This window comes from Acidovorax sp. FW305-C-20-28, assembly GCF_058783375.1.
This window is the reverse complement of sequence record NZ_JBYSYM010000017.1, coordinates 56,752-69,649: the sequence shown is the minus strand read 5'-3', so window position 1 is coordinate 69,649 and position 12,898 is coordinate 56,752. Positions and strand designations below refer to the sequence as shown.

Below are 12,898 nucleotides of genomic sequence, written 5' to 3'. Positions count from 1 at the left end.
CATCCGCCATTTCCACCATCCAACGCTTTCATCAACCCTGAAGAAAACTAGAGACGAGACGAGAGAGACAAACACCATGCAAAAGAAGCACATTTCCCAGCTGTCCCTGGCCGCCTGCGCGGCACTGCTGGCCGCGGCGCCCGCGGCCCAGGCCCAATCGAGCGTGACTCTGTTCACCCTGGTCGACCTCAACGTCAGCCACTACAGCGCGGGCGCGCGCTCGGGTGGCGGCAGCGTGACCTCGATGAACGACGGCACCACCAACGGCCTGAACGGCTCGCGCTGGGGCATCCGCACCGTGGAGGACCTGGGCGGTGGCCTGAAGGCCGGCGTGCTGCTGGAAAACGGCTTCAATGCCGACAACGGCACCTTCGCCCAGGGCGGCCGGGCCTTCGGGCGCCAGGGCTTCGTGTGGCTGTCCTCCGCCTCGGTGGGCGAGCTGCGCCTGGGCCGCCAGTACATCCTGGAAGACTCGGTCATGGGCCTGAGCAACCCCTTCACCAACGCCCTGACGCTGAACCCCGGCACCGGCGTGACCAATGCCGGCAAGGCCCTGCCGCTGTGGCTCAACGCGCCGCGTGCCGACAACGTGCTGCAGGTGCAGACCATCAACTACAGCGGCTTCCAGGCCGCCGCCCAGGTGGCGCCCGGCGAGGGCACGGCCGACCGCTTCTACGGCATCAAGCTGAGCTACGCCCAGGGCCCGTTCAACAGCGCGCTGTCGTACGAGTGGAACCGCTCGCGCACCACGGGCGACAACGTGAACAAGTCGCTCACGGTGGCGGCCAACTACAACTTCGGCGTGGTCAAGGTGCTGGGCGGCGTGCAGCGCAACCGCGACCTGGCCACCACCTCGGTGAACGGCGCCTTCACAGGCAACAACCTCACGGTGACCGGCACCAGCACCTTCGCCATGGACCACAGCGACGGCAGCACCATCGGCGTGGAAGTGCCCGTGGGCTCCTTCGTGCTGCTGGGTGCCAACTACACGCGCGTGAAGTACGCCAACGCGGCCGGCCAGAACGACACCCTGGGCAAGGTCGCCGTGGGTGCGCGCTACGCGCTGTCCAAGAACACCTTCCTGTATGCGTCGGCCTCGCAATCGACCGGCGGACTCAAGGATTTCATCAGCCAGAAGAGCGTCACGCAGATCGGCGTGCGCACGGCTTTCTAAGGCAAGTCAGAATGGACCGCCCAGCACCGCACACCGGCAACCGCTGCACAATGCACTGCTTCGCGCAGGCGCCTTGCTGCTGCGACCAGGCCCGTGCGGTGGGCCGGCGGCCCGTTCGGCACTGTTGCCACCACTTTCCCACTACCTGCACCACACCATGCACGCAAACCTGATTGGCGGAACCTGGACCGAAGGCGTCCGCGGCTACCGCAACACCAACCCCTCGGACACCCGCGACGTGATCGGCGACTACGCCGTGGCCAGCCGCGAGCAGGCGCTGGAAGCCGTGTCGGCAGCGCACGCCGCCTTCCCGGCATGGAGCCTGTCCACGCCGCAGCAGCGTTTTGACGTGCTGGATGCCGTGGGCAACGAGATCATCGCGCGCAAGGCCGAGCTCGGTGACCTGCTGGCCCGCGAAGAGGGCAAGACCCTGCCCGAGGCGATTGGCGAAGTGGGCCGCGCGGCCGCCATCTTCAAGTTCTTTGCCGGCGAGGCACTGCGCCCCGGCGGCGAGGTGCTGCCCTCGGTGCGCCCCGGCGTGGGCATCGAGATCACGCGCGAACCCCTGGGCGTGATCGGCATCATCACCCCCTGGAACTTCCCCATCGCCATCCCGGCCTGGAAGATCGCCCCGGCGCTGGCCTACGGCAACTGCGTGGTGTTCAAGCCCGCCGAGGTGGTGCCCGGCTCCGCCTGGGCGCTGGCCGACATCCTGCACCGCGCGGGCCTGCCGGCCGGCGTGTTCAACCTGGTGATGGGCCGCGGCTCGGACGTGGGCCAGGTGCTGCTGGAAGACGAGCGCATCGCCGGCGTGAGCTTCACCGGATCGGTGGGCACGGGCCAGCGCGTGGCAGCGGCCTGCGTGCCGCGCGGCGCCAAGGTGCAGCTGGAGATGGGTGGCAAGAACCCCTTCGTGGTGCTCGATGACGCGGACATCAACGTCGCCGTGGGCGCGGCCATCAACAGCGGCTTCTTCTCCACCGGCCAGCGCTGCACGGCCAGCAGCCGCCTGGTGGTGACCGAAGGCATCCACGACCGCTTCGTGGCCGCCATGGTCGAGAAGATGAAGACCTTGAAGGTGGACGACGCACGCAAGGCCGGCACCGACATCGGCCCCGTGGTGGACGACCGCCAGCTGGCGCAGGACCTGGAGTACATCGGCATCGGCCAGCAGGAAGGCGCCAAGCTGGCCTTTGGCGGCGAAGCCCTGGAGAAGAACGCCGACGGCGCGCCCGGCTTCTACCTGCGCCCGGCCCTGTTCACCGAGACCACGCCCGGCATGCGCATCAACCGCGAAGAAATCTTCGGCCCCGTGGTGAGCGTGCAGCGCGTGAAGAACTACGAGGAAGCACTGGCCCTGGCCAACGACACGCCCTTCGGCCTGGCCAGCGGCATCGCCACCACCAGCCTCAAGCACGCCACGCACTTCAAGCGCCACGCCCAGGCCGGCATGGTGATGGTGAACCTGCCCACGGCAGGCGTGGACTACCACGTGCCCTTCGGCGGCCGCAAGAGCAGCAGCTACGGCCCGCGCGAGCAGGGCCGCTATGCCGCCGAGTTCTACACCACGGTGAAGACGGCGTACACGCAGGCGTGATGGCTGCTTGACGGAAATCAATCGGGCGCCCTGGGCGCCCGATTTGCTTTGGGCGGCTTGCCGGCATAATTGCGCCCCATGCACGCCCTTCGAACCTTTGCCGCCCTGCGCCTTCTGGTGCTGGCCTGGTTCATGGCGTCCATGGGCGTGGCCATCGCCTCGCCGCTCGTGAACCCGCAGGCCATCGAGGTGATCTGCTCGGGCGCGGGCACCATCAAGCTGCTGGTGCAGACCGACGATGGCGCCGTGGAGATGGGCAGCATGGGCATGGACTGCCCGCTGTGCTCCATCGCCAGCGCCCCGCCCCCGGTGGCACTGGCCACCCTGCCCCTGCCCCAGCCCTTGGCGCATGCCCTGCAGCCCGTGGAGGCGGCGCGCATCGCGGCCATCACCGCGGCGCCGCTGCCCGCGCGCGGGCCACCGACCTCTCTCTGACCTGACCGCCGCACGCGTGGCCCCGGACCGCCCGGGGTTGCGCAGCTTGTCCCGTCGTCCGTGCGCGGACGGTGCGCACCGGCAGCCCGGTGCCATGCCGTCCGCCAGAGAGTTTTTTGCCATGTCCCGTTCCCTTTTGGCCGGTGCTGCCGCGCCCGCCCGCTTCTTCCCCCTGTCGCCCCTGTGCACCGCCATCCTGGCCCTGGTGCCGCTGGCCGCCACGGCGCAGACGCCCACCCTGCAGCCGGTCGACGTGGTCGATGCCGCGGCCCAGCCCAATGGCCGGCTGCAGCTCGACACCCCGGTGGCCACGGGCAGCCGCCTGGGCCTCACGGCGCGCGAGACGCCGGCCTCGGTCACCCTGGTGGACCGCGCCACCATCGACGCGCGTGGCGCGCAGGACACGCAGGAGATCCTGCGCGCCGTGCCCGGCATCAGCGCGCACAACGCGCCCGGCTCCATGGCCGCCAGCTACCGCGGCTTCACGGCCAACTCGGTGGCCCAGCTGTACAACGGCATCAACCCGCAGTACGGCAGCGCCACGCGCGCGGTGGACAGCTGGATCTACGACCGCGTGGAGGCCATCGGCGGGGCGTCGAGCTTTCTCTACGGCTCGGGCGGCGTGGGCGGCTCGATCAACTACCTGACCAAGACGGCCGAGCGCGGCAATTTTGCCGAGGGCCAGGTGCGCGGCGGCTCCTACGGGCTCAAGGAAGTCTCCGTGGGGCTGAACCGGCAGATCGCAGGTGGCGCAGGCAGCGCCGACCCCGCGCACTTCGCGCGCATCGACCTCAACCACCGCGATGCGGGCAGCTGGACCACGGGCACGAAAACCCAGGCCACGCAGCTGGCCACCTCGCTGCTGTCGGACCTGGGTGGCGGCTTCACCCACACCCTGGCCTATGAATACCAGAAGGACCATGTGGACCGCCCCTACTGGGGCACGCCGGTGCTCAACCCCGCCGTGGGCGCGCTGCACATCAACCCGGCCACGCGCTTTGCCAACTACAACAGCGCCGACGGCGTGTACGAGCACCGCGTGCAGTGGCTGCGCTCGGTGGCGCAGTGGCGCGTGTCCGACGCGCTGCAGCTGCGCAACACCTTCTATGCCTACGACGCGCTGCGCGACTACCGCAACGTGGAGATCTACACCTTCAACGCCGCCAACACCGCCGTGGCGCGCAGCTCGCCCTTTCTGCAGCGCCACGACCAGACACTGCTGGGCAACCGCATCGAAGGCACCTGGCAGGGCCAGCTGGCGGGCCGCAAGAGCGACTGGGCCTTTGGCCTGGATGTGAGCGTGAACAAGCAGACGCGCTTTCCGCTGGCACCATCGCTCACCGTGAGCACGGTGGACCCGACCCGCTTCAGCACCGAGAATTTCTTCGACATCCCGGGCCTGTCGCCGACCTACAGCGCCGACAAGGACAACAAGGCCACGACCACGGCGCTGTACCTGGAAAACCGCACGGCACTGGTGCCCGGGCTCAACCTCGTGACCGCGCTGCGCCACGAGCGCATCGGCCTGGACCTGGTGAACCGCCGCGCCGTGACCGCCGCCGCGCCCGCCACTTTCAGCCGCGACTACCACCCCACCACGGGCCGCCTGGGCCTGGTGTGGGACATCGCGCCCGGCGCCAGCCTGTACGCCCAGGCCTCGAACGCGGCCGACCCGCCCTCGGGCTCGCTGGCCTCGGCCTCGTTTGCCGATGTGCGCAACAACAGCGAGCTGACCACGGGCCGCCAGGTCGAAGTGGGCAGCAAGTTCGACTTCTGGGACGGCAAGGGCAGCGCCACGGTGGCGGTGTACGAGATCCGGCGCCAGAACATCGCCTCGCAGGACCCGGCCAACCCCAACCTCACGCTGCTGGTGGGCGAGCAGTCCTCGCGCGGCGTGGAGCTGTCGGCCGGCCTGCGCCCCAGCGCGCAATGGCAGCTGCAGGGCAACCTGGCGCTCACGCGCGCACGGTATGAGAACTTCGTGCAGGGTGGCGTCTCCATGGCGGGCAAGGTGCCGGCCCTGGTGCCGCAGGCCGTGGCCAACCTCTGGGTGTCATACGCCATCACGCCCACCGTCACGGCCAGCGCGGGGCTGCGCCATGTGGGCAAGGTCTATGGCAATGCGGCCAACACCAAGTACTGGCCCTCGTACACGCTGCTCGACCTGGGCCTGGGCTGGAAGCTCGGCCCCGCGACCACGCTCACGGCGCGCATCCGCAATGCCACCGACCGCACCTACGCGGCCGAGGTGCGCGACCAGGTCTACCTGGGCGCGCCGCGCACGGCCGACCTGACGCTGCACACCGCGTTCTGACGGAGGGCCCGCAGCATGCAACACGCCAAGCGCTGGTTGTACCTGGTCCACCGCTGGGCCGGCGTGGTGCTGTGCGCCTTCTTCGCCATGTGGTTCGTCTCGGGCGTGGTGATGATGTACGTGGGCTACCCCAAGCTCACGGCCACCGAGCGCCTGGAGCACCTGGCGCCGCTGCGCGGTGCACTCATCGCGCTGGAGCCCGCCGCTGCACTGCGCGCTGCGGGCCTGGTCGGCCAGCCCCTGGCCGACCTGCGCCTGGCCGTGGCCAGCGGCGGGCGCGCGGTCTACCTGGTGCAGCCCGAGGGCGCACCCAAACGCAAACCGGCCACGGTGGTCGATGCCACCACCGGCCAGGTGCTGCGCGGCGTGGACGCGGCCTGGGCCACGGCCACGGCGCAGGCCTTTGCCGGCACCACGGAGGGCGCGCCGCGCCACCTGGGCACGCTGGACGAGGACGCCTTCACCCATTCGCGCGCACTCGATGCGCACCGCCCGCTGCACCGCCTGGCCCTGGGCGATGCGGCGGGCACCGAGGTCTATGTCTCGGGCACCACGGGCGAGGTGGTGCGCGACGCCACGCGCAGCGAGCGCGGCTGGAACTATGTGGGCGCCTGGATCCATTGGCTCTACCCGTTTCGCGGCAATGTGTTCAATGCCTGGTGGGCCGACATCGTGAACGGGCTGTCCATCGCAGGCATCGTGCTCACCATCACGGGCACGGTGGTGGGCGTCATGCGCTGGCGCTTCACGCGGCGCTACAAGAGCGGCTCGCGCTCGCCCTACCGGGGCTTCATGATGCGCTGGCACCATGTCTTCGGCCTGCTGTTCGCCGCCGTCACGCTGACCTGGATCTTCAGCGGCCTGATGTCCATGAACCCCTGGAAGCTCTTCGACAGCGGCGCACCGGCCCTGCGCACCCAGGCCATGCACGGCGGCGCACTGACCGTGCCGGCAGGGGCTGCCAGCGTACAGGCCCTGCTGGCGGCGGCATCGCCCAACACGCGCGAGCTGCGCTGGGTGCGCCATGCCGGCCACACCCTGGTGCTGGCCGCCAGCCCCACGGGCGCGCCCGCCGTGCTGGACGCCGCCAGCGCGCAGGCCCGGGCCCTCGACCCGGCGGACCTGCAGGCCGCCGCCGCGCGCCTGCTGCCCGACGCCGTGGCGCGCACCGAGTTGCTGCGCGGGTACGACCTGCACTACTACAGCCGCGCCGCGCACACCATGACCGGCGGGGGCGACAACAAGCCCCTGCCGGTGCTGCGCGTGGTGTTTGCCGACGCACACGCCACCTGGGTGCACATCGACCCGCACACCGGCGCCGTGCTCGACAAAAGCGACACCCACCGCCGCGCCAGCCGCTGGCTGTTTGCGCTGCTGCACAGCTGGGACTGGGGCCCGCTGCTCGCGCACCGGCCGCTGTGGGATGCGCTGCTCATCGTGCTGAGCCTGGGTGGCGCGGTGCTCAGCCTCACGGGCGTGGTGGTGGGCTGGCGGCGGCTGGTGCGGCCCTGGCGTGGCCCGGTGCAGGCGGCCCAGCCCGCGGCAAAATAAGTTTGAAACTTTTTGTTTCTCGGATATACACTGCGTAACACCTGGGTGGCGCGCAGCAGGCAGCGCTTGCCGCGCGCCCCCAGGCCCCGCCATTTTCAACACCAAAAACCACCTGGCAGAGGTCTTTCATGCAATCCATCCGCACCGCGCTCACGGGCGCCCTTCTCGTGCTGGCCGCCGGCACGTCCGCCCTGGCCGCAACCGACTACAACACCCCGCCCGCAGGCGACGGCCAGTACCGCCAGTGCCTGAGCTATGCCGCCAAGCTGTACGAGGGCGGCGACGAAAAGAGCCCTATCCGCGGCCAGACCAAGGCGCAGGCCTGGTGCACCTGCATGTGGAACGAGACGCCCGACGACTTCAAGGGCAACCTGGTGACCTTTGCCGAAACGCGCAAGGGCAAGGAGACGAACAAGCTCTGCGAAAAACACGCCGACTGGCACGAATAAAGCCGATTGGCCCCATCGGCAAGCCGCCTTCGGGCGGCTTTTTCATGGGCGCGGCCCCGGCATCAGTCCGCGCGGCGCAGCGCCAGCGAGACCACGCCGCACACCAGGCTGAGCCCCGCCGCGGCCAGCAGCGCGGCGTGGTAGCCCGCCAGCTGCGCGGCCTGGGGCACACCGCCGGCGCCCTGCGCCACGGCCCCGGCGAGCGTGGCCAGCGCGGCCACGCCAAGGGCGCCGCCGAGCTGGCGCGCGGTGTTGGCCAGGCCCGAGGCGAGGCCTGCGTCCTGCAGGGGCACGCCCGAGGTCACGGCATGGGTGGCCGCCAGGATCACCAGGCCCAGCCCGCCGCCCACCAGCAGCGTGGGGCCCAGCACCTGGGTGAGGAAATGCGCTTCGGCCGGCATCGCCGCCAGCCAGGCCAGGCCGGCCGCGGCCACCAGCGCGCCCCACAGCGGCAGGCGCGCCGCGCCGTTGCGCGCCAGGCGCCCGGCAAACACCAGGCGCGCAGCCGCCTGCGCCACGCCCATGGGCAGCATGGCCAGGCCCGTGTCGCGCGCGCTGTAGCCCGCGCCATGCTGCAGCATGGCCGACACCAGGAACACCGAGGCCGTGAGCGTGGCCCCCAGGCACAGCATGAGCCCATTGCCCACGCGCAGGTTGGGCAGCGCAAAGATGGACAGGCGCACCAGCGGGCTGGCGCTGCGCGCCTCGATGGCCACGAACAGCGGCCACAGCACAGCCGCTGCGGCCAAAGCGCCGAGCACGGTGGGCGAGCCCCAGCCCAGCTCGGTGGACTGGGTGATGCCGTAGACCAGCGCCACGCTGGCCAGCGTGGAGACCAGGGCGCCGGGCAGGTCCAGCGGCGGGCGCGTGCTGCGTGGCGGCGGGGCCAGCAGGCTGGCCGCGACACCGGCCATGAGCGCCAGGCCCACGGGCACGTTGACGAACATCACCCAGCGCCAGCCGGCCAGGTCGGTGAGCAGGCCGCCGATCACCACGCCAAAGGCAAAGCCCGCTGAGTTGAGCGCCGCCCACAGCGACATGGCGCGCGCACGGGCGGCCTTGTCGTGGTGCGTGGCGGCCATCACCAGCGCCATCGACGAGGTGGCCAGCACCGCCGCGCCAACGCCCTGCACGGCGCGCGCCGCCAGCAGCCAGGGCGCGCTGCCGGCCAGGCCCGCGGCCAGGCTGGCCAGCGTGAACAGCGCCAGGCCCGCCTGCAGCACCGGGCGGCGGCCATAGAGGTCACCCGCGCGCGCGGCCAGCAGCATGCAGCCGCCCAGGGCCAGCAGGTAGGCATCGATGACCCACTGCAGCGCGGCATGCGACAGCTGCAGGTCGCGCTCGATGGCGGGCAGCGCCACGTTGACGATGGAGCCGTCCATGACGACCATGAACGAGGCGGTGCAGGCCATGGTGACGATGAGCCAGGCCGGCAGGTGGGGGCGCAGCATCGGCGCGGGCGGGGAGACAGGGAGGGGAACAGCGGACATGGACAGGCTCCGATAACAAAAAAACAAGCCTGCAGTCTCGACCGGGAGGGGCATGGAGTGATAACGTCATATGGACGTAAAACAATGAAATCCGGCCATGGCATCTTCCGCCCCTGATTCCCGCGTCTCCGTGAACGAGGCCTTTCGCGACCTGAGCGAGCGCGCCGACGGGCCGGCGCTGATCGCCGTGTGGGGCACGCACCAGCCCACCAGCGAATTCCAGCTGGGCACGCGCGAGACCGGCTGGCACGGCCACCTGCGAGGCCAGCTGTTCTGCATCGAGAACGGGCTGGTGCACATGCGCACGCGCCAAGGCTCGTGGCTCATGCCACCGCACCGCGCAGGCTGGATCCCGCCGGGCCAGGAGCACACGGCCAGTATCAGCGGCGTGACCAGCGGCTGGAACGTGGTCATCACCCCCGAGGCGGCGCGCGGCCTGCCGCAGGCGCCCTGCGTCTTCGGGGTGAGCGAGCTCTTGCGCGCCCTGGTGCGCCGCGCCGCGGCCTGGACGAACCAGGAGGCGCTGACGGCACCGCAGCGCCGCGTGGCAGCCGTGCTGCTTGACGAGATGAAGAGCGCACCGCACGAGCCCCTGCACCTGCCCATGCCGGCCGACCGGCGCCTGCTGCGCATTGCCAAAGCCGTGCTGGCCGACCCGGGCGACGCGCGCACGCTGGAGCAGTGGGCCGACTGGGCCGGCCTGTCGCCGCGCACGCTGAGCCGGCTGTGCCAGGCCGAGCTGGGGGCCAGCTTTGCGCAGTGGCGCCAGCAGGCCGGCCTGGTACATGCGCTGGAGGCGCTGGCGCGCGGCGAGCCGGTGGCCAAGGTGGCCGATGCGCTGGGCTATGCCACGCCGAGCAATTTCATCGCCATGTTCCGCCGCGCGTTCGGCACCTCGCCCGCGCGCTACTTTGCGCAGCGCAGCGGGCGAGAGGACTGAGCGCGCCCTTCAGGCGGGCTCGTCTTCCTCGTGCTCGCGCCCGGGCAGCAGCAGGTTCAGCGCCACGGCCACCAGCGCGCCCACGGTGATGCCCGAGCCGAAGACCTCGCGCACAAAGGCCGGCATGCGCGCCAGCAGGTCGGGCCGCACCGTGACGGCCAGGCCGCAGCCCAGCGACACGGCGATGATGAGCGTGTTGCGGCGCGAGGGCGCGGTGCCGGCCAGCATGCGGATGCCAGCCGCGACGATCATCGCGAACATCATGAGCCCCGCGCCGCCCAGCACGGGCTGCGGAATGGTCACCACCAGCGCCCCCAGCACCGGGAACAGCCCGGCCAGCAACAGCAGCACGCCCGTGAGCGTGACCACATGGCGGCTGGCCACGCCGGTGAGCGAGACCACGCCCACGTTCTGCGCAAAGGTGGACAGCGGCGGGCTGGACATCACGGCCGCAAAGGCCGAACCCACGCCGTCGCACAGGATGCCGCTGGCCAGGCGCTTACCCGGGATGCGCGTCTGCGTGGCCGCGCCCAGCGCCATGAAGGTGCCCGTGGTCTCGACGATGGTGACCAGGAAGGCGATGGACATGGCGACGATGCCCGACACCGGGAAGGCCATGCCGAAGTGCAGCGGCTGCGGGATGGCGAACACCGGTGCCTCGCGCACCTGGGTGAAGTCGATGAGCCCGAGCGCCAGGCACAGCACATAGCCGCTGGCGATGCCCAGCACCACGGCGCTGGCCGAGACAATGCCCTTGCCCCACTGCACAAAGGCAATGACCAGGGCCAGCACAAAGCCCGCAATCGCCAGGTGGCCCACGGCGCCATAGTCGCGCGCGCCCACGCCGCCGGCCGCCCAGTCCACCGCCACGGGGGTGAGCGACAGGCCGATCAGGGTCACGACCACGCTGGTCACGGTGTGCGGGAAGAAGCGGCGTATCACCGGCATGAAGAAGCTGCCCACGATCATCACCAGCGAGCCCACGAGCGAGGAGCCCAGGATGCCGGCCACGCCATGCTCCAGGCCCACGCTGATGCCCGCGCCGACAAAGGCGAAGCTGGTGCCCATGACACAGGGCAGGCGGATGCCCACGGGCCCCACGCCCCTGCACTGGATGATGGTGACGATGCCCGAGCCCAGCAGCGCGGCATTCACCAGCGCCACGATCTGGTCGGCCGGCAGCTTGAGCGCGCCGCCCACCACCAGGGGCACAGCGATGATGCCGCCGAGCGCGGCCAGCAGGTGCTGCAGCGAGAGCAGCACGGCGGTGGCGAGCACCGGGGGCCGGTCCTCCACCTGGTAGAGCAGTTGTTGTTCCATGGTCTTGTCTCCTTGTCCGTTGGCCCTTTTTTTGTGGGCACTTGTCGTCATGTGAGGGATGCGCGGTACGGGGTCGTCGGGTGTCTGGCAGCGGCTCCTTGTGTGCAGTGGCGGGCGGCATGCGCCCAGGGCCAACCGGGCCCGCCCGCGAAGGGGCAGCCCGGTGGGAGTTGGGAAATGGAACGATCAGTGGCCGGCGGCAGCCCGCTCGAACAGCGTCTTTGCCAGCGCGTTGTGTCGCCCCAGCACCACGGGCAGGTCGGCCGTGAGCAGGCGGCCGCGCTCGACCACCACGCGGCCGTTGATGACACTGGTGTCCACGTTGGCGGGGGTGCAGAACACCAGGGCGGCCACCGGGTCGTGGCCCGCGCCCGCATAGCCCACGGCGGACATGTCGAAGGCCACGAAGTCGGCCGACATGCCGGGCGCCAGCGCGCCGATGTCGTCGCGGTTCAAGACCCGCGCGCCGCCCAGGGTGGCGATCTCCAGCGCCTCGCGCGCGCCCATGGCGGCCGGGCCGTGGCCCACGCGCTGCAGCAGCAGGGCCTGGCGCGCCTCGCCCAGCATGTGGGCGCCGTCGTTGGAGGCACTGCCGTCCACCCCCAGGCCCACGGGCACGCCGGCATCGCGCATGCTGCGCACCGGTGCGATGCCCGAGGCCAGGCGCATGTTGGAGCAGGGGCAGTGCGCCACGCCCGTGCCGGTGCGCGCGAACAGGGCGATGCCCTCGGGGTCGAGCTTGACGCAGTGCGCATGCCACACATCGCGGCCCACCCAGCCCAGGCTCTCGGCGTACTGCGCGGGGGTCATGTCGAACTTCTCGCGCGAGAAGGCCACGTCGTTGTCGTTCTCGGCCAGGTGGGTGTGCAGCGACACGCCGTGCGCACGCGCCAGCAGGGCCGATTCGCGCATCAGCCCGCGCGTGACCGAGAACGGCGAGCAGGGCGCCAGCACCACGCGCAGCATGGCGTGGCGCGAGGCGTCGTGGTACTGCTGGATCAGGCGCAGGCTGTCGCGCAGGATGGCCTCTTCTTCTTCGACCACCGCATCGGGCGGCAGGCCGCCCTTGCTGCGGCCCAGGCTCATGGAGCCGCGCGCGGCGTGAAAGCGCATGCCCATCTGCTGCGCGGCGGCGATGGCGTCGTCCAGACGCGCACCGTTGGGGTACAGGTACAGGTGGTCGCTGGTGGTGGTGCAGCCCGAGAGCATGAGCTCGGCCATGGCCGTCTGGGTCGACACATGCACCATCTCGGGCGTGAGGTGCGACCACAGCATGTAGAGGTTGGTGAGCCAGGAGAACAGCTCCGCGTCCTGCGCCGCGGGCACGGCGCGCGTGAGGCTCTGGTACATGTGGTGGTGGGTGTTGACCAGGCCGGGCAGCAGCACGCGGCCGCGCATGTCGAGCACCTGGGCCCGGCCCTCGTCGGCCATGCGGCGGTAGTGCAGCGGCAGCTCGGCCGTGGGGCCCACCCACTGCACGGCGGGGCCGTCGGCCACCAGGGCGCCATCACGGATCTCGCGGCGCTGCGCGTCCATGGTGACGAGGACATCGGCGTTCAGGGCAATCAGGGTGCTCATGGGGCGGCTTCTCTTTTGGCAGATTCGATGCCGCCAGTCTAGGAATGCTG

General features: G+C 70.7%; 10 protein-coding genes. 7 read left to right on the top strand and 3 right to left on the bottom strand.

Annotated elements, in window-relative coordinates; translation table 11 throughout:
• The first annotated feature begins 76 nt into the window (after window positions 1-76).
• The 6 genes from AC3WOH_RS19560 to AC3WOH_RS19535 all read left to right on the top strand — a co-directional run bounded on the left by AC3WOH_RS19560 (window position 77) and on the right by AC3WOH_RS19535 (window position 7,520).
• Window positions 77-1,174 carry a porin gene (locus tag AC3WOH_RS19560; protein WP_492230972.1) on the top strand — a complete coding sequence of 366 codons (1,098 nt, stop codon included), beginning with the start codon at window positions 77-79 and terminating at the stop codon, window positions 1,172-1,174.
• Window positions 1,175-1,331: 157 nt separating this feature from the next.
• Window positions 1,332-2,771 (top strand): aldehyde dehydrogenase family protein, encoded by a 1,440-nt coding sequence (locus AC3WOH_RS19555; protein ID WP_492230970.1) that lies wholly within the window; start codon window positions 1,332-1,334, stop codon window positions 2,769-2,771.
• Between the two features lie 78 nt (window positions 2,772-2,849).
• Complete coding sequence (locus AC3WOH_RS19550; protein ID WP_492230968.1) at window positions 2,850-3,206, top strand: DUF2946 family protein; 357 nt, start codon at window positions 2,850-2,852, stop codon at window positions 3,204-3,206.
• A gap of 121 nt (window positions 3,207-3,327) precedes the next feature.
• Window positions 3,328-5,520: a TonB-dependent receptor gene (locus tag AC3WOH_RS19545; protein WP_492230967.1), complete on the top strand. Its 2,193-nt coding sequence runs from the start codon at window positions 3,328-3,330 to the stop codon at window positions 5,518-5,520.
• Between the two features lie 15 nt (window positions 5,521-5,535).
• Window positions 5,536-7,071: a PepSY domain-containing protein gene (locus AC3WOH_RS19540; RefSeq protein WP_492230965.1), complete on the top strand. Its 1,536-nt coding sequence runs from the start codon at window positions 5,536-5,538 to the stop codon at window positions 7,069-7,071.
• 128 nt (window positions 7,072-7,199) lie between these two features.
• Complete coding sequence (locus tag AC3WOH_RS19535) at window positions 7,200-7,520, top strand: hypothetical protein (protein WP_492230964.1); 321 nt, start codon at window positions 7,200-7,202, stop codon at window positions 7,518-7,520.
• A gap of 62 nt (window positions 7,521-7,582) precedes the next feature.
• Here AC3WOH_RS19535 and AC3WOH_RS19530 read toward each other — a convergent pair whose 3' ends face one another.
• Window positions 7,583-9,010, bottom strand: a complete 1,428-nt coding sequence (locus AC3WOH_RS19530) for an MFS transporter (protein WP_492230962.1) — start codon at window positions 9,008-9,010, stop codon at window positions 7,583-7,585.
• Window positions 9,011-9,107: 97 nt separating this feature from the next.
• On the opposite strand from AC3WOH_RS19530, the gene AC3WOH_RS19525 reads away from it, so the two are divergent.
• Window positions 9,108-9,950 carry an AraC family transcriptional regulator gene (locus AC3WOH_RS19525; protein ID WP_492230961.1) on the top strand — a complete coding sequence of 281 codons (843 nt, stop codon included), beginning with the start codon at window positions 9,108-9,110 and terminating at the stop codon, window positions 9,948-9,950.
• 9 nt (window positions 9,951-9,959) lie between these two features.
• Here the strand turns inward: AC3WOH_RS19525 and AC3WOH_RS19520 are convergent, their stop codons facing one another.
• Both AC3WOH_RS19520 and AC3WOH_RS19515 read right to left on the bottom strand, forming a co-directional pair.
• A complete protein-coding gene (locus AC3WOH_RS19520; RefSeq protein WP_492230960.1) occupies window positions 9,960-11,270 on the bottom strand; it encodes a nucleobase:cation symporter-2 family protein in 1,311 nt (436 codons plus the stop codon).
• 186 nt (window positions 11,271-11,456) lie between these two features.
• Entirely contained in the window at window positions 11,457-12,848 is a 1,392-nt protein-coding gene (locus AC3WOH_RS19515) for an 8-oxoguanine deaminase (protein ID WP_492230959.1), read from the bottom strand.
• Between the last annotated feature and the right edge of the window lie 50 nt (window positions 12,849-12,898).

Bases quoted from the DNA above. Each gene is read 5' to 3' on its own strand.
- AC3WOH_RS19560 (WP_492230972.1), top strand. From the start codon at position 77: ATGCAAAAGAAGCACATTTCCCAGCTGTCCCTGGCCGCCTGCGCGGCA.
- AC3WOH_RS19555 (WP_492230970.1), top strand. From the start codon at position 1,332: ATGCACGCAAACCTGATTGGCGGAACCTGGACCGAAGGCGTCCGCGGC.
- AC3WOH_RS19550 (WP_492230968.1), top strand. From the start codon at position 2,850: ATGCACGCCCTTCGAACCTTTGCCGCCCTGCGCCTTCTGGTGCTGGCC.
- AC3WOH_RS19545 (WP_492230967.1), top strand. From the start codon at position 3,328: ATGTCCCGTTCCCTTTTGGCCGGTGCTGCCGCGCCCGCCCGCTTCTTC.
- AC3WOH_RS19540 (WP_492230965.1), top strand. From the start codon at position 5,536: ATGCAACACGCCAAGCGCTGGTTGTACCTGGTCCACCGCTGGGCCGGC.
- AC3WOH_RS19535 (WP_492230964.1), top strand. From the start codon at position 7,200: ATGCAATCCATCCGCACCGCGCTCACGGGCGCCCTTCTCGTGCTGGCC.
- AC3WOH_RS19530 (WP_492230962.1), bottom strand. From the start codon at position 9,010: ATGTCCGCTGTTCCCCTCCCTGTCTCCCCGCCCGCGCCGATGCTGCGC.
- AC3WOH_RS19525 (WP_492230961.1), top strand. From the start codon at position 9,108: ATGGCATCTTCCGCCCCTGATTCCCGCGTCTCCGTGAACGAGGCCTTT.
- AC3WOH_RS19520 (WP_492230960.1), bottom strand. From the start codon at position 11,270: ATGGAACAACAACTGCTCTACCAGGTGGAGGACCGGCCCCCGGTGCTC.
- AC3WOH_RS19515 (WP_492230959.1), bottom strand. From the start codon at position 12,848: ATGAGCACCCTGATTGCCCTGAACGCCGATGTCCTCGTCACCATGGAC.